At 66.0% G+C, this 17795-nt stretch carries 16 protein-coding genes; 9 read left to right on the plus strand and 7 right to left on the minus strand.

The genetic code is table 11. The annotated features are described in order from the left end of the window. Positions 1–2: 2 nt before the first annotated feature. The 4 genes from JQK15_RS01685 to proP all read left to right on the plus strand — a co-directional run bounded on the left by JQK15_RS01685 (position 3) and on the right by proP (position 4790). Positions 3–848: a flagellin gene (locus JQK15_RS01685; protein WP_004208215.1), complete on the plus strand. Its 846-nt coding sequence runs from the start codon at positions 3–5 to the stop codon at positions 846–848. A gap of 123 nt (positions 849–971) precedes the next feature. After that, entirely contained in the window at positions 972–1835 is an 864-nt protein-coding gene (motA, locus tag JQK15_RS01690; RefSeq protein WP_010338868.1) for a flagellar motor stator protein MotA, read from the plus strand. A gap of 3 nt (positions 1836–1838) precedes the next feature. After that, complete coding sequence (locus JQK15_RS01695; RefSeq protein WP_214863078.1) at positions 1839–2894, plus strand: flagellar motor protein MotB; 1056 nt, start codon at positions 1839–1841, stop codon at positions 2892–2894. A gap of 378 nt (positions 2895–3272) precedes the next feature. Further along, positions 3273–4790, plus strand: coding sequence for a glycine betaine/L-proline transporter ProP (gene proP, locus JQK15_RS01700; protein WP_353047171.1), 1518 nt, complete (start codon positions 3273–3275; stop codon positions 4788–4790). Between the two features lie 162 nt (positions 4791–4952). Here proP and JQK15_RS01705 read toward each other — a convergent pair whose 3' ends face one another. The 6 genes from JQK15_RS01705 to JQK15_RS01730 form a co-directional block, all read right to left on the minus strand. Then, a complete protein-coding gene (locus JQK15_RS01705; RefSeq protein WP_214863082.1) occupies positions 4953–6326 on the minus strand; it encodes a sensor histidine kinase in 1374 nt (457 codons plus the stop codon). Next, on the minus strand, positions 6323–7042 hold the full coding sequence (locus JQK15_RS01710) for a response regulator (protein ID WP_010338343.1): 720 nt from the start codon (positions 7040–7042) through the stop codon (positions 6323–6325). Before JQK15_RS01710 ends, JQK15_RS01705 begins: the two co-directional genes overlap by 4 nt. 139 nt (positions 7043–7181) lie before the next feature. Then, positions 7182–7862 (minus strand): EF-hand domain-containing protein, encoded by a 681-nt coding sequence (locus JQK15_RS01715; RefSeq protein WP_214863084.1) that lies wholly within the window; start codon positions 7860–7862, stop codon positions 7182–7184. Between the two features lie 196 nt (positions 7863–8058). Continuing rightward, complete coding sequence (locus JQK15_RS01720) at positions 8059–9279, minus strand: argininosuccinate synthase (protein WP_037507659.1); 1221 nt, start codon at positions 9277–9279, stop codon at positions 8059–8061. Positions 9280–9571: 292 nt separating this feature from the next. Beyond that, the gene (locus JQK15_RS01725; protein ID WP_214863087.1) at positions 9572–10564 is read right to left on the minus strand and encodes a hypothetical protein; all 993 of its coding nucleotides are present in this window, start codon (positions 10562–10564) and stop codon (positions 9572–9574) included. 162 nt (positions 10565–10726) lie between these two features. Continuing rightward, positions 10727–10927, minus strand: coding sequence for a DUF4169 family protein (locus JQK15_RS01730; protein WP_159366967.1), 201 nt, complete (start codon positions 10925–10927; stop codon positions 10727–10729). A gap of 85 nt (positions 10928–11012) precedes the next feature. Here JQK15_RS01730 and JQK15_RS01735 point away from each other — a divergent pair, with 85 nt between their 5' ends. Both JQK15_RS01735 and JQK15_RS26745 read left to right on the plus strand, forming a co-directional pair. Continuing rightward, on the plus strand, positions 11013–12008 hold the full coding sequence (locus JQK15_RS01735; protein WP_048939512.1) for a LacI family DNA-binding transcriptional regulator: 996 nt from the start codon (positions 11013–11015) through the stop codon (positions 12006–12008). A 152-nt stretch (positions 12009–12160) separates the two neighbouring features. Then, positions 12161–12346: a hypothetical protein gene (locus tag JQK15_RS26745; protein WP_251007510.1), complete on the plus strand. Its 186-nt coding sequence runs from the start codon at positions 12161–12163 to the stop codon at positions 12344–12346. A 66-nt stretch (positions 12347–12412) separates the two neighbouring features. Here the strand turns inward: JQK15_RS26745 and JQK15_RS01745 are convergent, their stop codons facing one another. Then, on the minus strand, positions 12413–13180 hold the full coding sequence (locus tag JQK15_RS01745) for a hypothetical protein (protein WP_251007511.1): 768 nt from the start codon (positions 13178–13180) through the stop codon (positions 12413–12415). 196 nt (positions 13181–13376) lie between these two features. Here JQK15_RS01745 and JQK15_RS01750 point away from each other — a divergent pair, with 196 nt between their 5' ends. From JQK15_RS01750 to JQK15_RS01760, 3 genes are all read left to right on the plus strand, one after another. Continuing rightward, a complete protein-coding gene (locus tag JQK15_RS01750; RefSeq protein ID WP_214863089.1) occupies positions 13377–13883 on the plus strand; it encodes an RNA polymerase sigma factor in 507 nt (168 codons plus the stop codon). A 26-nt stretch (positions 13884–13909) separates the two neighbouring features. Continuing rightward, complete coding sequence (locus JQK15_RS01755) at positions 13910–14812, plus strand: FecR family protein (RefSeq protein WP_251007512.1); 903 nt, start codon at positions 13910–13912, stop codon at positions 14810–14812. Between the two features lie 83 nt (positions 14813–14895). Next, positions 14896–17787, plus strand: coding sequence for a TonB-dependent receptor (locus JQK15_RS01760; protein ID WP_214863091.1), 2892 nt, complete (start codon positions 14896–14898; stop codon positions 17785–17787). Positions 17788–17795 lie beyond the last annotated feature (8 nt).

Raw genomic sequence — 17795 nt, forward strand, 5'->3', positions numbered from 1 at the left:
ACATGGTAGGCATCACCAACAAGATCATGCTCGCCGAGATCCGCCGGCAACAGCAATTGTCGCAGAGCATCGTCGACGGACAGACCTCGATTTCGACCGGCATCACCCTGAACAAGCCGTCGGACGACGCGCTCGCCTGGGTCCAGGTGTCCGACATCGGCCGCGCCCAGGCGCAGCAGTCGGCCTGGCAGACCAATGTCAGCTATGGCACGACCCGCGCCGGCAATGCCGAAGCCAATCTGGAAGAAATCAACAATCTGATGACGCGGGCGCAGGAACTGGTGACGTCGGCGCGCAATGGCGCGCTGAACGACACCAGCGCCGCCGCCATCGCCGAGGAATTGAAGACGATCCGCACCACGGTCGGCGAATTGCTGAACCAGAAGGATTATCAGGGCGTGTCGGTGTTCGACGACGGCCAGAGCGTACTGGTGCCGGTGAGCCGCGGCCTCAACCTGGCAGTGGTCGGCACCAAGCAGGAAATTTCCGAGAATATCGACGTCAACGGCACATCGATGTCGCTGGACGATATCCTGGGCAAGGCGATCGACGCGGTCGAGGGCGGCAATGACACCGACCTCGCCAGTTCGCTGGATGCGATCCAGATCGGCCAGAACCGGGTCGTGGTCGAGCGCGCCAAGCAGGGCGTACGCGCCGACCGGCTGGATGTGATCGGCACGCGGCTGACCGATGTCGACATCAACCTGTCGGAACGGCGCGACACGCTGGAATCGGCCGATCTGACCACGGTCATTTCGAACGTGAAGGCGCAGCTGCTGCAGCTGGAGGCGGCCCAGTCCGCCTTTGCGCGGATCAACCAGCAGACCCTGTTCGACCTGATCAGTTAAAGGCGGCGAAAAAGCGTCGCCGTCCTAAAGGGGACGGTAACCAGTCCGTATTAACCAGAAAGGGACTGGCGCCACGGGGCGCCGACGGAGCCACCGCCTCCAGGCGCATTTTCGGGGATCAACATGTTTGCAATCATCGGCCTTGTCGTGCTTTTGGGCATGGTCTTCGGTGGGTTCATCTTCACCGGGGGCGACATCGGACCGGTGCTGCACGCCCTGCCCCACGAAATGATCATCATCGGCGGCGCCGCCGTCGGCGCGCTGATCATCGGCAATTCGGGTTCCGACCTGAAGGCGCTGGGCGGCGGCCTGGGCAAGGTGTTCAAGGGACCGCAGTACAAGAAGCAGGACTTCCTGGACTGCATCTTCCTGGTCAGCAAGCTGATGAAGACACTGCGCGTCGAAGGCCCGGTAGCACTGGAACCGCATATCGAGGATCCGGGCACCTCGCCCATCTTCGGCGAATATCCCAAGCTGATGAAGGACAAGACGCTGATCCACCTGATCAGCGACACGCTGCGCCTGGTCGTGGTGTCGTCCGGCACGCTCGATCCACATGCGGTCGAGGAAGTGATGGATAACAGCCTCAAGACCCATCATCATGAAGCGCTCAAGCCCGCCGACAATCTCCAGGGCCTGGCCGACGCTCTCCCGGCCCTCGGCATCGTCGCCGCGGTGCTGGGCGTGGTGAAGACCATGGGCTCGATCGACCAGCCGCCTTCGGTGTTGGGTGCGATGATCGGCTCGGCGCTGGTCGGCACCTTCCTGGGCGTGCTGCTCGCCTATGGCATGGTCAATCCCTTCGCCAATCGCTGCCGCGCGGTGATCGAGCAGGACGGCGCCATCTATCATGTCGTCAAGCAGATCATCATCGCCTCGCTGCACGGCCATCCGCAGCCGCTGGTGATCGAGGCCGCCCGTTCCAGCCTGATCCATGCGAACCAGCCCGGCTTTGCCGAAGTGTTCGACGGCATGCGGAACAAATAAGCCATGGCGGACAAGAAGCGCGGCGCGAACGAGCCCGAACCCCGGCCGATCATCGTCAAGAAGATCATCGTCGATGGTCATGGCGGCCATCATGGCGGCGCCTGGAAGGTGGCCTATGCCGACTTCGTGACGGCGATGATGGCCTTCTTCCTGCTGATGTGGCTGCTGGGTGCGACCACCGAAAAGCAGCGCAAGGCGCTGGCCGACTATTTCACGCCGACGCTGGTCGAGCTGAAGATGAATTCGGCGGGGTCCACCGGCATGTTCGGCGGCGACAGCCTGATGGCGAAGGAAAATTACCCGACCACCGGCGGTCAGGGCAATCTGGCCATCACCATCCCGCGCGATGCCACCGGCACCAAGGACCAGGGCGGCAAGGCATTGCGCGCGGCCGACCGGCAGAAGTTCGAGAATATCAAGAAGCAGCTTGAGGACCGCATGTCCAAGAAGGGCCTGGCCCGGCTGCGCAAGAATGTCCGCTTCACCGAAACCCGCGAAGGGCTGCGCATCGACCTGATCGACGAGGCGGATTTCGCGATGTTCCGGTCGGGCACCGACCAGTTGCTGCCCGAAGCCAAGGCGCTGATCGCCGAGGTCGCGGACGCACTGGCGACCATGCCCAACCCGCTGATCGTGCGCGGCCATACCGATGGCCTGCCCTATGCGTCGGGCCGGAGCATGAACAACTGGATGCTGTCGTCGGCCCGTGCGGAATCGACCCGCAAGGCGCTCGCCGAAACCGGCATCCCCAATACCCGCTTCGCCCGGATCGAGGGGGTCGCCGATCGCGAGCCGTTCGTGAAGACCGACGCCTATGATCCGCGCAACCGGCGCATGTCGGTCATCCTGGGTTGGACCCGCGGCGGCAATGGCTCGGCCGACGAGGATGAAACGCAGGATCCCGAAACCCAGGCGGCGATCAAGGAGCGGGACGATCCGCAGCGGGTCGCGCGGGAACAGGCGCAGAAGCTGGACATGGGCGGCACCGGCCTGCCCAGCGGCGCGGCGCTGATCAATCCGACGGCGGCCGGGACATCGTCCAAGCCGGGCAAGCATTGAGGCGGACAGTCGGGGCGGCAAAATAGGAAATCACCGCCTTAACTTCCCATATTTCCCGCACATTCGGCAATTTTGATGCAGGGGTTGGAAATCTTGTTTCCAACCCCTGCTTCGTCATGTCCGGCCGAAATCCCATCGCGACGCAGCATAAGCCATGATGCGCCAATAGGACAGGCCGGGGTCGGCTCACCCCCATGCGGGCACGGCCTGCCCCTTTGTTGCACCTTTTTGCGGGCGATTGCCTATATGAGCCGCTCCTCGCTTGATGCCCCATGCGGCGTCGCAACGTTCCAAGGCCCTGATTATTGGCCGACATTGCCTGTCCGATGGCTGTGAGGCGCGCCCCGCGTGCCCGCCTGGACGGGCCGGGAGATTAATGTGTCCACATCTGCCGCGCATGCCGCGCGCCACACCCATTTCGGCTGGTTCAAGCGCCGCCGCGACCTGGAAGTCGATGATGTCACCGTCGTAGACCGGTCCCTGCTGAACCGCGCCGTTGGCGCCGCGGCGCTCGGCAATGCGATGGAATGGTTCGATTTCGGCGTCTACGGCTATATCGCCGTCACGCTGGGCCATGTCTTTTTCCCGTCGAGCGATCCGGCGCTGCAGCTGATCGCGACCTTCGCCACCTTCACCGTCGCCTTCCTGGTCCGGCCGCTGGGCGGACTGGTGTTCGGGCCGCTGGGCGATCGCTATGGCCGGCACAAGATATTGGCGATGACCATGATCCTGATGGCGGTCGGCACCTTTTCCATCGGCCTCATCCCCTCCTATGCGCAGATCGGCATCGGCGCGCCGCTGATGCTGCTGGCCGCGCGGCTGGTGCAGGGCTTTTCGACCGGCGGCGAATATGGCGGCGCGGCGACCTTCATCGCGGAATATTCGACCGACCGGAAGCGCGGCCTGATGGGCAGCTGGCTGGAGTTCGGAACGCTGGGCGGCTATATCGCCGGCGCCGGCACCGTCACTGCCCTGCAGATGTCGCTGAGCGACGCGCAGATGCTCGACTGGGGCTGGCGCATTCCCTTCCTGGTCGCCGGGCCGCTGGGCCTGCTCGGCCTCTATATGCGGCTGAAGCTGGAGGAGACGCCGGCATTCCAAGCCTATAGCGAACAGATCGATGCGCGCGAAAGCGAGCGGCCGGGGCTTGGTACCCTGTTCCGCGTCCACTGGCGACAGCTGCTGAAGTGCGTCGGGCTGGTGCTGGTGTTCAACGTCACCGACTATATGCTGCTGACCTACATGCCCAATTATCTGAGCGTGACCATGGGTTATGCCGAGACCAAGGGGCTGCTGCTGATCATCATCGTGATGCTGGTGATGATGCCGCTCAATGTCGTGGGCGGGCTGTTCAGCGACCGGCTGGGCCGGCGGCCCATGATCATCGGCGCCTGCGTCGCGCTGATGCTGTTGTCGGTGCCGTGCATGCTGCTGATCGGCACGGGCAATGACGCGCTGATCTTCCTGGGGCTGATGCTGCTGGGGATTGCGCTGGTCTGCTTCACCAGTTCCATGCCCTCCACCCTGCCCGCGCTCTTCTACACGCCGGTGCGCTACAGCGCGCTGTCGATCGCGTTCAACATCTCGGTCTCGCTGTTCGGCGGCACGACTCCGCTGATCACCGCCTGGCTGGTGCAGAAGACCGGCGATCCGCTGGTGCCGGCCTATTATCTGATGGGTGCGGCGCTGATCGGCCTGCTGACCATGCTGACGGTGCGCGAGACGGCCGGCATGCCGCTGCGCGGATCGCCGCCGGCGGTGGCGAATGAGGCCGAGGCGATCGCGCTGGTCGAAAGCGGCGAGCCAGTGACTGTGGACAAGGCGCTGCCCGACCTGCCGCCGGTGGCGCCGGTCGCAGTCGAGACGCCGGCGATGATCCGGCCGCTGGCGAGTTAGGGCCACATTTTCCTCCTCCCCTGCAAGGGGAGGGGAACCGCCGAAGGCGGTGGAGGGGTGTCGCCCTCTCGTGAGCAAAACACCCCTCCGTCAGGCGCTACGCGCCTGCCACCTCCCCTTACAGGGGAGGATGAGGTAGTAGAAGCACGCTCTCTCGTCCCCTCAGGCCGGGAGGACGAGGCTGGCTTCGAGGCCGCCGCCGGGGCGGTTGGCGAGTTGGAGCGCGCCGCCATGTTCGGCCATGATCGCGCGGACGAGGGCCAGACCCAAGCCGGCGCCACCGGTCTCGCGGTTGCGCGATCCTTCGAGCCGGGTGAAGGGCTCCATCATCTCGCCCATCTTGTCCTCGGCAATGCCGGGGCCTTCATCGGCAACGATGATGCGGATCATGCCGTCCTGATGCTGGACGCTGACATGGGCGCGGTCGCCATAGACGATCGCGTTTTCTATAAGGTTGCGCAGCGCGCGGCGGATCTGCTGGGCGCGGACGAAGGCGACGGCGCGATCGCTGTCGATCATGTCCACCGGCGACCCCAGTTCGATGAAATCCTCCACGACGGCATCGGCAAGCGAGGTCAGGTCGACCTTCTGCGCCGTCTCGCTGCTGCGGCCGGCGCGCGCGAGCGAAAGGATGTCGTCGAGCATCCGGTTCATTTCCTCGATCGTCTCCGACATGCGGGCGCGCTCGGCCTCGTCATCGACGGACTCGGTGCGGACCCGCAGCGAGGCGAGCGGGGTGCGCAGATCATGGCCGATGGCGCCGAGCATCCGGTCCTTCTCGTCCAGCATCGCGATGATGCGCGCGCGCATGGCGTTGAAGGCGGTGGTGAGCTGGCGCACGTCGCCCGGCCCGCTTTCCTCGACCGGGTCGGCCGAGCCGGTCTTCGCGAACTGGCGGGCCGAGCCGGTCAACTGCTTGAGCGGGCGGGCAAAGCGGCGGCCCATCCAGAGCAGCGGAATGAGGACGATGACGTAGAGGATCAGCGTCTGGGCCACCAGCCAGCCGCCAAAGCGCGGCGGGCGGCTGCCGATGCGGGCCTCGGTCGTCAGCCATTTGCCCGGTTCATATTCGACCGCGAGGGTGAGCCGGCCGACGCGATGGTCGCGCGGCGCCTCCCCCGTGGCGCGGCTGCGTATCTGTTCCCAGCGGCGCAGCGGCATGATGCGACTGTCCTCCGCCGCCTCGATCGTGCGGACGGTGAGGCCGATATCGTCGAACATCGCGCCGGCGCGGGCCGCGACATCGGGACGCGGCTTGCCACTCAGCGTCGGGCGGCTGGCGAGGAAGTCGATATTGCGCCGGTCGCGATCCTGATTGGCGCGCGGATGATCGCGGTCGGGCACGCGATCCGGCCTGGTGTCGAGCGCGTTGATGACGCGATAGACCAGTGGCGCGGTCTGGCTGGTCAATTCGACCCGATTGCGTTCGCGCAGCAGCAGGCCGAAATTGATCGCCTGCGCCACGAACAGCGCGATCGCGACCAGGATGATGATCTGTCCGACCAGGCTTTGCGGCCAGAGGCGCAGTTGCTTCACAGTTTGCGGACCTCCGCCGACAGGGTGTAGCCGCCGCCCCAGACGGTCTTGATCAGCGTGGGGTTCTTGGCATCGGGCTCGATCTTCTTGCGCAGGCGGCTGATCTGGTTGTCGATCGCCCGGTCGAAGGCATTGGCCTCGCGCCCCTGGGTGATGTCGAGCAGTTGGTCGCGGCTCAGCACCTGATTGGGCCGGGTGGCGAAGGCGAGCATCAGATTATATTCGGCGGTCGAGAGCGGCAGCGACACGCCTTCGGCATCGACCAGGGTGCGTTCCTGCGTCTTCAAGAGCCAGCCGGCAAAGGCATAGGTGGCGCCGTCGGGCGCGGTGACGCGCTGGCCGCCGGTGGCGACGCGGCGGAAGATCACCTTGATACGGGCGACCAGTTCGCGCGGCGAAAAGGGTTTGAGCACATAATCGTCCGCGCCCATTTCCAGACCGACGATACGATCGGTCTCTTCCGACCGGGCGGTGAGCAGGATCACCGGAATCTCGCTGGTCTCGCGGATATGGCGGCAGAGCGACAGGCCGTCCTCGCCGGGCATCATGATGTCGAGGATGACGAGGTCGATGGCATTGGCGGCCAGACGCAGCCGCGCCTCCGCCGCATTCTCGACGGCGGTCACGCGAAAGCCGTTGCGGGAGAGATATTGGGCCAGCGGCTCGCGGATCGATCGCTCGTCATCGACGAGCAGGAGATGGGGACGTTCGCTCATTTTGCCTGTCTGTCATGCCAGGGGACGGGTTGGAAGGGCGAAGGCAGGGGAACCTTCGCCCTTCCCCCTTGGGACGATCGACTGGAGCGGGGCGCTAGGGGGAAAAGCCCCGCTCCGGATCGTCGGCGCTGTCAGCCGATCAGTTGGCCGGCGGCGGAGGCGGCGCCTGGTCGGCGCCGGGGCCACGACCCGGACCACGATCATGGCCGCGACCCGGACCACGCATCGCCTGGCGGGCGGCCTTCATTTCCTCGGCCGTGACCTTGCCATCCTTGTTGGCGTCGGCCTTGTCGAACATGGCGAGCGGGCCGGCCATGAACTCTGCCTTGGTCATGGTACCGTCCTTGTCGGCATCACCGAAGCCGGGGCCCCGGTGCATCATGCCGCGGCCGGGACCGCCATGGCCGCGCCCGCCCCAGCGCTTGCCGTCGGGGCCGCCGGGCTTGCCGGCTTCCGGGCCGCGATCCGCGCGCGGCTGATGGCCGGCCTGATACTCGGCCTTGCTGATCTGGCCATTCTTGTCGGTGTCGAGCGCGGCGAAGCGTTCGTCCAGACGCTGCTGGCGGCGGATGTCACGATCCTCCTTGGTCAGCTTGCCATCCTTGTTGGCGTCGAGCTGGGCAAAGCGGGCTTCGAGCGAGGCGGTCAGTTCCGCCTTGGTGATGGTGCCGTCCTTGTTGGCGTCGGCCATCATCATCGGGCCGCCGCGCATGCCGCGCGGCCCCGGACCACCATCCTGCGCGAAGGCGACATGGGTGGCCGCCAGCCCGCCGACGAACAGCGAACCGACCGCGACGGTGGTGAAGAATTTGCGGAGCATTGGGTCTTTCCTTCCAAGTTCAGTCGTGGATGGCGTGTCGACCATCCTTGACGTCGCTTATCGGCAAGACTTGTCCCGCAACTTTGTCATGTCACCCAATAGTTTGTCGCAATTTGTATCGGGAAGGAAAGAGAAAGGCCCCGGCCCGCCTATGTGCGGACCGGGGCCCTCCCCGAAACATCAATGTCGCGCTAAATCAAAGACCGTCGCGGCGGCCCAGCAGGCGCAGGCGGAGCGCATTCAATTTGATGAAGCCCGCCGCGTCGCGCTGGTCATAGGCGCCGGCGTCGTCCTCGAAGGTGACGACCTTCTCGCTGTAGAGCGTGTAGGGCGACTTGCGGCCGACGACATAGACGCCGCCCTTGTAGAGCTTCAGGCGGACCGTGCCGGTCACCTTTTCCTGGCTATGGTCGATTGCGGCCTGGAGCATCTCGCGCTCGGGCGAGAACCAGAAGCCGTTATAGATCAGCTCGGCATATTTGGGGGCCAGCTCATCCTTCAGATGGGCAGCGCCACGGTCGAGCGTGATCTGCTCGATGCCGCGATGGGCCAGATGATAGATGGTGCCGCCCGGCGTTTCATACATGCCGCGCGACTTCATGCCCACGAAGCGGTTCTCGACCAGGTCGAGACGGCCGATGCCATGCTTGCGGCCATATTCGTTGAGGGTTTCGAGCAGGGTCGCGGGCGACATGGCGATGCCGTTGATCGCGACGCCGTCGCCACGCTCGAAATCGACCGTGATATATTCGGGCGCGTCGGGCGCGTCTTCCGGGTTCACCGTGCGCGAATAGACGAAGTCGGGGGTTTCCTCCCACGGATCCTCCAGCACCTTGCCCTCGGACGAGGTGTGCAGCATGTTCGCGTCGGTCGAGAAGGGGCTTTCGCCACGCTTGTCGCGCGGGATCGGGATCTGGTGCTGTTCGGCGAATTCGATCAGCTTGGTGCGGCTGGTCAGATCCCATTCGCGCCAGGGGGCGATCACCTTGATGTCGGGCTGCAGGGCGTAATAGCCCAGTTCGAAGCGGACCTGGTCATTGCCCTTGCCGGTGGCGCCATGGCTGACGGCGTCGGCGCCCAGCTTCTTGGCGATCTCGATCTGGCGCTTGGCGATCAGCGGACGGGCGATCGAGGTGCCGAGCAGATAGAGGCCTTCATAGAGCGCATTGCCGCGCATCATCGGGAAGACATAATCCTTCACGAATTCCTCGCGCAGGTCGTCGATGAAGATATGCTCTTCCTTGACGCCCATCAGGCGGGCCTTGGCGCGGGCGGGTTCCAGTTCCTCGCCCTGGCCGAGATCGGCGGTGAAGGTGACGACTTCGCACTGATAGGTCTGCTGCAGCCATTTCAGGATCACGCTGGTGTCGAGGCCGCCCGAAAAGGCGAGGACGATACGATTGATCTTGTCGGACATGGTGGGCGACTCTTCTGCAGGCCAATAATGGCGTGGGATATAAACCGCGCGCCGGTAACAGGCGGGACGGGCAAGCGCAACAGCGCGGGGGTGCCTGTTGGAAGCTGCGGGCCTTAACTTCCCATATTTCCCGCAGATTTTGACATAATCTTGCTGGACGCTGATCCTATCGGAAAGCGCGGCGTCCTCCCCTGCCCCGCACTTCTATCAGGAAGACATGGTTGTAGGACAGACAAGACAAAGGGGACGATGGCGGGCCACCATCCCCTTCATTGTCAGCTCAGGGCGTCGATCAGCTGGTGCGCGGCTTGAACAGGCCCGGACGGGCGCGGTCGCTGCCGAAGCGATAGACGGTCTGGCTGCGATCGGTCGCCGCGGCGCTGGCCGGGGTTGCCACCGGTGCGGCGAGGGCGACCGGATCGGCCGTGCGGAGCGCCTGCCGCTGCGCGAGCAGGAAATGGGCACGGCGACGGCGGTTGCGCTGGGTCAGGAAGGGATTGTCGCGGCTGGGGGCAGCGGCGACCATCGCTTCGACATCGCTGGTGGGTGCCGTGGCAGCAGCCAGCGGAGTGCGCGCGGCGGCCGGAGCAGCAGGGGCCAGCGGCATGGGTGCCGGGGCCGGACCAGCCTCGATCGGCGCGATCGCTTCACGCTCGGCTTCGACACGCTGGCGGCGGCGTCGAACGATGGCGGTGGCGCCAAGGCCGACCAGCAGCAGCGAACCGCCGCCCAGTGCCAGCAGCAGCGCCGGATCGATCAGGGCCGAAGGCTGTTCGGCCGGCGCGGTAGCCGGGGCCGGTTCGGCAACCGGGGTGACGGCAGCCGGTTCCGGAGCCGGCGTTGCGGCCGGGGCTACGGGTGCCGGCGCTTCGGCCCGTTCAGCCGCAGCTGGAGTCGGAGCAGGCGCCGGGACGGGTTCTGAAGCAGGTTCAGACTGGCGGACTTCCGCGCGGCGCGGTGCCGGGGTGGCCGGGGCAGCGCGGCTTTCCTGCGCGGCGGGCGCTTCAGGCTGCGGCTCCGGGGTCGGCGGGGTCTGTTGCACGACCGGCTGGCTGGGCGCGAAGACCGGCGCCGCCGGGGTTGCAGGCGCCGCGGCAGGCGCAGCGGGTGCGGGCTCTGCCGCCGGCACCGCGGGGGCGATGTCGACCGGCGCGGTCGGCGCCGTTGCGGGCGCGGCCGGCGGGGGCGTCATTACTTCCTGCGCGAACAGGGGCGTTGCGGACAATGCCAGGACAGCGGCGATCGCGGCCGAGGCGGGACGGATGGATCGAATATTCTTGGTCATAGCGATAGATCAACCGCCGACCATCTCCATTGGCCTCAAACATATCGTCAAATGCGGGACGATCTGTTTTTCAATATCGATGAATTGAAAAATCAAGCCCCCAACATGAACGGATGTTCATTTCGAATATGAACAACAGATTTATATCATGACTTCAAAGCATCAGATATCGTCGCCGGACTCTTCCTTGCGTTCAAGACGCGCGCCATCCAGCAGAGCCGCCTTTCGACGTTCTTCTTGCTGATCGGCAAGTTTCTGTGCCTTGGTCCGGCCGAACTTGGCGCGGTTGCTGTCTGCCGCCTGCGCCTTGTCGGCCCGATCCCTGGCCTTGCGCGCCAGACGAAAATTAATGACGTTGCTCATCTTCCATCCTTGGTCCTATGGGGAATAGTGCCACAGAGATCCGGGGCAGCACCAGTCGCCTTCGGCCCGGCCATACAGGAAAATCATGCCCAGCATCCATGACGTCGCCGCCCTCGCCAAAGTCTCGATCAAGACGGTGTCCCGCGTTGTCAACAAGGCGCCGAATGTCAGCGACGAACTGCGCGAGCGGGTGAATGCAGCGATCGAGCAGCTGGGCTATCGCCCCAACCAGTCGGCGCGGCGGCTGGCCGGTGGCCGGTCCTTCATGATCGCCTATCTCTACAGCAACCCCGCCCCCGCCTATACCGGCGGCATCCAGTCGGGCGCTGCGGCGCGCTGCCGCGACCTTGGCTATCATCTGGTGGTGGAGCCGATTTCCGACGGCGGTGAGGAGCGGATCGAAGTGCTGGACCGGCTGGTCGCGGCGCTGCGCCCGGACGGCGTGTTCCTGGTGCCGCCGCTGTCCGACGACGCGCTGCTGCTCGACCGGCTGGCGGAAATGAACCTGCCCTGCGCGCGGATCGCCGGCACGGCGGACGCATCGAAGGGTGGCATCAACATGCCGACGCCCGAACATGCCGCCGGACGGATGGTGGCCGATCATCTGGCGTCATTGGGCCATAAGCGGATCGCGGTGATCACCCCGCCGCCGACCCACAAGGCGGCGCTGCAGCGCGTCGAGGGGTTTCGCGAGGGGATGGCGGCGGCCGGCCTGCCGATCGACGACAGCCTGTTCATGCAGGGCAGTTTCGATTTCGCGTCCGGCATTGCCTGCGCAGAGGCGCTATTGCAGCGGGACGACCGGCCGACCGCGATCTTCGCCACCAACGACCCGATGGCGCTGGGCGTGCTGACGCTGGCGCATGACCTGGGCCTGCGCGTGCCCGAGGATCTGTCGGTGGCCGGGTTCGACGATACGCCCGCGAGCCGCACCAGCTGGCCGCCGCTGACCACGGTGCGCCAGCCGCTGGACCATATGGGCCGCGCCGCGATCGACGCGCTGATCAATGGTCCGGGCGAACCGCCGCGCTTCACCTTCTCGCTGGTCGCGCGCGGCAGCACGGGCGCAGCGACGCCGTAAGACGAAGGCAAGGCCCGGCATTGCCAGCGAAAAATCCGTCAGCCCGTCCCGGCGCAGGGAACCGAAAGCGGCGCGGGCCGTCATGCTCATTCGCGCCCCTATCGTTCATGCGCGCCCTGCCCCGTCGACCTGCCTGGAGCATCATCATAGGCATGATCGCCACCGATGCGCGCTGCAAGAACCGGCGCGACCTGACGTCGGCGGACCGGATGCCCTATCACCTGACCAAGGCGGTGCCCCAGAACGCTGTGGACTGCGGCGCCCGGCGGACGATCCGCGACAATATCCTGTGGCAATATCGGGGCGATGCCCCGACGATTATCCTTCGAAAGTCCTGACGCTGTGGACCAGGGGCGATTTCACTTACAGTTCGGGCAAGCGACTGAACACCATATTGCTCCCCCCTATTCGCAGGTCGATCCATCCGGCTTGACGCGCGGCAGATGGAGCGGACCTACTGGATCCGCGAGTTTGGCCAGGTGCGCTGGGAAGAGTGGAAGCGGGACGATTATACCCGGTCGCGCGACGGCAAGTCGGCATCGGAAATGGCGGAAAGCTTCTTCGACGACATAGCCGGGCGCGGGCTTCTGCATCCTGGCGAGGAATTTCGCGGTGTCGCCCGTCAGTCGGTCGGTATGCCGGCGATCCACGCCCGGCGCGGGAACGATCTGCACCGGCGGTCCCATCAAGGCCGGCAGCGGCGCGGGAAAATGATGGGACGAGGGTTCGCCCTTCATGTCCCAGCCGCCATTTGTCGCGGCATTGAGCGCGGCCTCCAGCGTGGCCGTGCGCGCCTCGTCACCACGATTGAGGCTGATCGCGCGGCGCAGGAAAACCGCATAGCGCGGATCGGCCGCCGCATTGGCGCGCGCCAGCAGCATGTCGGCCCCAATATCGCCATGGCCGCTGCGCTGTATCTGTCCGACCAGCGGATAGAAAAGCGCATGGTCGTCCGGCAAGTCGATGATTTCCGGTGCGAGTGCAGCAAGCAGCGTCTTGTCGTTAAGGGCGCAGGCGGCCGTGACCTTCATCCGCAACAGCGCGGGATTGACCTCTTCCAGTTCCACCGAGGTCGCCAGCGCGTAGACATCATGCCAGCGCACATCCAGGCAGAGTGCGCGACAGCTTTCGATGATCCGGTCAATTGCCGCCGCATTCTCCACCCTATCCATCGCCCGGCCTTGCCCCTTTCGTCAGATCGGACATGCGGCGCGCGGGGGCGCCATGTCCAGCAAGACGGCATATTGCCGCTGGCGACGCTTCGGACAATCCCCGTATTCACGCGGCAAGTCACAAGATCGCAGCGTCATCCAATTGAAATGCCTTGGTCATCAAACTGACCGCAGCGCCCGCTAAGCGGCCGGTCGCATGAGCGAGCATTCTTCTGAACAGGCGCTGCGGGCGCCGCGGCGGCTATGGACCGGCTGGGCCGGGCTGTTGGCGCAGGTCGAGCGGATGACGCGGCGTTCCGACAGCGAGGATCTGTTGCACGATGCCTATGTCCGCATGGCGGCCCGGCCCGAACGGCCCGACAATGAGGAAGCCTTTCTGGTCCGCGCGGCGGTCAACCGGGCGCGGGACAGCTATCGGCGGGAAAAGGTGCGCGGGCCGGCGGGTGGCGAGGATGCGCTGGCGCTGCTGCGCGACGGCGCGCCGTTGCAGGACGAGGCGCTGATGGCCCAGGCGCGGCTGCGGCGCGTGTCGGAGGGGATCGACAAGCTGCCGCCACGCACCCGCGAGGTGTTCCTGCTGCAGCGGATCGACAATCTCAAATATCGCGAGATTGCCGAACGACTGGACATCAGCCAGAGCGCAGTCGAGAAGCATATGGCCAGGGCGATGAGTTTCCTTGGCGAATGGACGAAGGATTGGTGAGCCCCGACATGCCCGGTGAGCGCCCCATGGCCCGGACCGCCGCCGAGTGGATTGCAAGGCTGAATGCGGACGAACGGACGGTGGACGACGAGCAGGCCTTTCGCGCCTGGATCGCCGCCGATCCGGCGCATGCGGCCGATTTCGAGCGGGCGACCGATATCTGGGCGCTGGTGCCCGGCACCGACGCGGCGGTGCGCCCGGCGCCGACATCCGCACGCCCCCTTTCGCGCCGGCGGATGATCGCGGCCTGCGCCGGCACTTTGGTGGTGGGCGGCGGCGGCATGGCGATCATGCAGACGGCGATGGCGGGCACGCGCTATCGCACCGGCATCGGCGAGCAGCGCCGGCTGACCCTGCCGGAAGGATCGGCCCTGTTCCTGGACGCCGATACCGATGTCCGGGTGCTGGCGAGCGCCAGCCGGCGGCGGTTGTGGCTGGAACGCGGGCGCGTCGCGCTGACGGTGAAGCCGTCCGCCGTGCCCTTTGCGATCGATGCCGGCCGGGGGCGTTTCGTCGCTGGCAGCGGTCGGTTCGATGTGCGGCGCGACGACGATGACCGGCTGGCGATGACGGCGCTGGTGGGGCAGGCCGATGTCGCGGTCGCCGGCGGGCAACGCAGCCTGTCCGCCGGGCAGCGCATCCGCACCGATGCCGCCGATGTCGTGCAGCTCGATCGGCCCGATGTCGAAACCACCCAGGCCTGGCTGAGCGGGCGGGCGGCCTTTCATGACGACCGGCTGGATGCGGTGGCGGCGGAGGCCAATCGCTACAGCCGGACCCGGCTGGTGATCGCCGATCCCGCCACTGCCGCGCTGCGGGTCAGCGGCATGTACCGGATGGGCGACAATGTCGCGCTGGGCCAGGCGCTGTCGCAATTGCTGTCCGTGCCCGTCCGCCAGGTGGACGACCGGGTGCTGCTGGGCGGCTGAAAAAAATCGCCGATGCCGGGGTGGGGTAAAATCCCGCTGGCGCGTCGGGGAGGCGCGGCGCCTTCTGCCGCTGTCCACGGGGGATGATCGTGACCGTTTCTTCTTCGCGCACTTTGCGCCGCTCTCTGGTGCTGGGCGCCGCTCTTGCCGCCTTGTGCGCCGTTCCGGCCCAGGCGCAGCCGCGCCAGGCGACCGTCCAGATCGCCGCGCAGCCGCTGGGGACTGCGCTGGAGGCGCTGGCCCGCCAGACCGGCACCGACATCTTGTTCGCGCCGCAACTGGTGGCGGGGATGAGCGGCCCGTCGCTGAGCGGCCGGATGGACGCGATGGCGGCGGTCGAGCGGCTGATCCAGGGCAAGCCGCTGGCGGTACGGCGGCAGGGCAATGGCGCGCTGCTGATCGTGGCGGCGCCGGCCGAGCCGCAGGAGACTGTGGCCAGCAGCGGCGTCGAAGTCGCGCCCGACATCATCGTCACAGGCTATGCCGCCAGCCTGTCCGGCGCGCTGGCCGAGAAGCGCAAGGCGACCAATGTCGTCGACGTGGTGAAGGCCGAGGATATCGGCAAATTCCCCGCCCAGAACATCGCCGAAGCGCTGCAGCGCGTGCCGGGCGTGTCGATCGTACGCGACCGCGGCGAAGGCGTGTTCGTCCGCATCCGCGGCCTGGGCGCCAATTTCCAGGTCGTTACGCTCAATGGCCGCTCGGCTGCGGTGAACGAGAATGTGCGCGACAGCGGCCAGAGCGGGCGCCAGTTCCGCTTCGACACGCTGCCATCCGAACTCATGTCGGCGGTGGAAGTCATCAAGAGCCCGCGCGCGGACCTGGCCGAAGGTGGCATCGGCGGCATCGTCAATTTGCAGACCTTCCGCCCGATCGACCTCAAGAAGCCGGTGCTGGCGCTGTCGGCCACCGCCAGTTCGCCGCGCCTGGCCGACACGGTCGATCCGCGCCTGTCGGGCATGGCCAGCTGGGTCAATGAGGAGGGCACGTTCGGCGCGCTGATCGCGGCGGTCTATGACGAGCGCACCACGCGGCAGGATCGTGTCACCGGCGTGGGCTGGGCCGACGGGCGGATCGACACCGATGGCGACGGCACGCTGGACAGCGATACCATATTGGTGCCGACCAGCACGCGCCCGACGCTGGAGCGCGAGAACCGCAACCGCATCGGCCTCAATGGCGCGATCCAGTGGAAGCCCGACGACCGGTTCGAGCTGAATGTCGATGGCCTGTGGAGCCGGCTCAACATCGATTATGACGAGCTGACCTATTCGACCGATTTTTCCGCGACCACGCCGGGCGCGATCGTGCCGGGCACGGCGGTGATCGAAAATGGCGTGCTGACTGCCGCGACCGTCAACACATCGACCCAGATCGGGCGCGAGACGTCGCGGCTGGAATATGAGAATTGGCTGATCGGCGCGAATGCCAAATGGTCCGCCAATGGCTGGACGCTGGCCGCCGACGCGAGCCTGGGCCGGGCCTATTCCAACACGCCCACGCCCATCTATCGCACCCGCCTGCTCGGCAGCGTGGGCCAGGTCGCGTTCGATTATGGCAAGGTGGGCGAGCGCTTGCCGAACCTGGAGTTCCTGACCGCCGACCTGACGGAATCGACCACCTTGCCCGGCCGCCGGATCGAATATCGCGTCAATGACTCGCTCGATCGCCAGCGGGCCGCGACCTTCGACGTGACGCGCGAGCTGAGCGGCGTGGTGCAGGCGCTGCGCTTCGGCGCCAAATATGAAAAGCGCGACCGCACCTATAATCGTCGCGACATCAATTTCACCAGCGGCATCGCCGGCCAGCGCTTCGACGACAGCTATTTCGAGGCCTTCCCGGTCGACGATTTCCTGAGCGGCGTGGGCGGCAACCTGCCGACGAACTGGGTCATGCCCGATCCCGACCGTTTCTGGGACGCGGCGACCGGCAAGGAGGCCTTGCTCGACGCGCCGCTGACCCGTGGCGACCGGCGCAACAGCTATGCCATCGATGAACGGATCATTGGCGGCTATGGCATGGCGGAGTTCAGCCTGCCGCTGGGCGGCATGACCATCCGCGGCGACGCGGGCCTGCGCTACGCCCATACCCGCCAGACATCGTCGGGCTATGCCGACAATGGCAGCGCGGCGCTGCCGGTCAGCTATGAGCGCAATTACGGGAATTTTCTTCCCTCGCTCAATCTGGTCGCGGAGTTCACGTCGAACCTGCAGATGCATCTGGCCGCGTCCAAGGTCATCACCCGGCCGTCGCTGGCCGACCTGGCGCCGCGCCTGACGATCAATTCCAACCCGACCGTGCTGACGGCGGTGGGCGGCAATCCCGAACTGCGGCCGTTCGAGGCCTGGCAATATGACGGCACGGTCGAATGGTATTTCGCGCCAGGCAGCGCGCTGATCGGTGGCGCCTTCTACAAGGACATCACGACCTTCGTCTTCCAGCAGACCCGCAATTTCGACCTGGATGGCCAGATCTATCGCCTGACCGCGCCGCAAAATGGCGGCAATGCCTATGTCGCGGGGATCGAGATCGCTTATCAGCAACTGTTCAAGATGCTGCCGGCGCCGTTCGACGGCCTGGGTTTCCAGGCCAATTACACCCATACCAAGAGCAAGGGCACCTATGCCCTGTCCGACGGCACCACCTTCCGCGACGACCTGACCGACGTGGCCGGCGACAGCTTCAACCTGACCGCCTTCTACGAAAAGGGGCCGGTCGGCGCGCGGGCCAGCTATAGCTGGCGCGGCAAGGTGCTGCGCGATGTCGGCGGCGCGGGGCTGGCCGCCAATAACGACGCGGCGTTCGGCAGCCTGGACTTCGACATTTCCTACAAGGTCACGCCCAATGTCACATTCGTGGTGCAGGGCATCAACGTGGCCGGCGGCGTCCAGTGGCAATATGTCCGGGACGATCGCTTCGCGGGCTACACCGATTATGGCACCACGCTGATGGCCGGCGTGCGCGCCCGTTTCTGAACGGAAGG

It is taken from the genome of Sphingobium sp. BHU LFT2, assembly GCF_018604485.1.
Taxonomy (GTDB): domain Bacteria; phylum Pseudomonadota; class Alphaproteobacteria; order Sphingomonadales; family Sphingomonadaceae; genus Sphingobium; species Sphingobium yanoikuyae_A.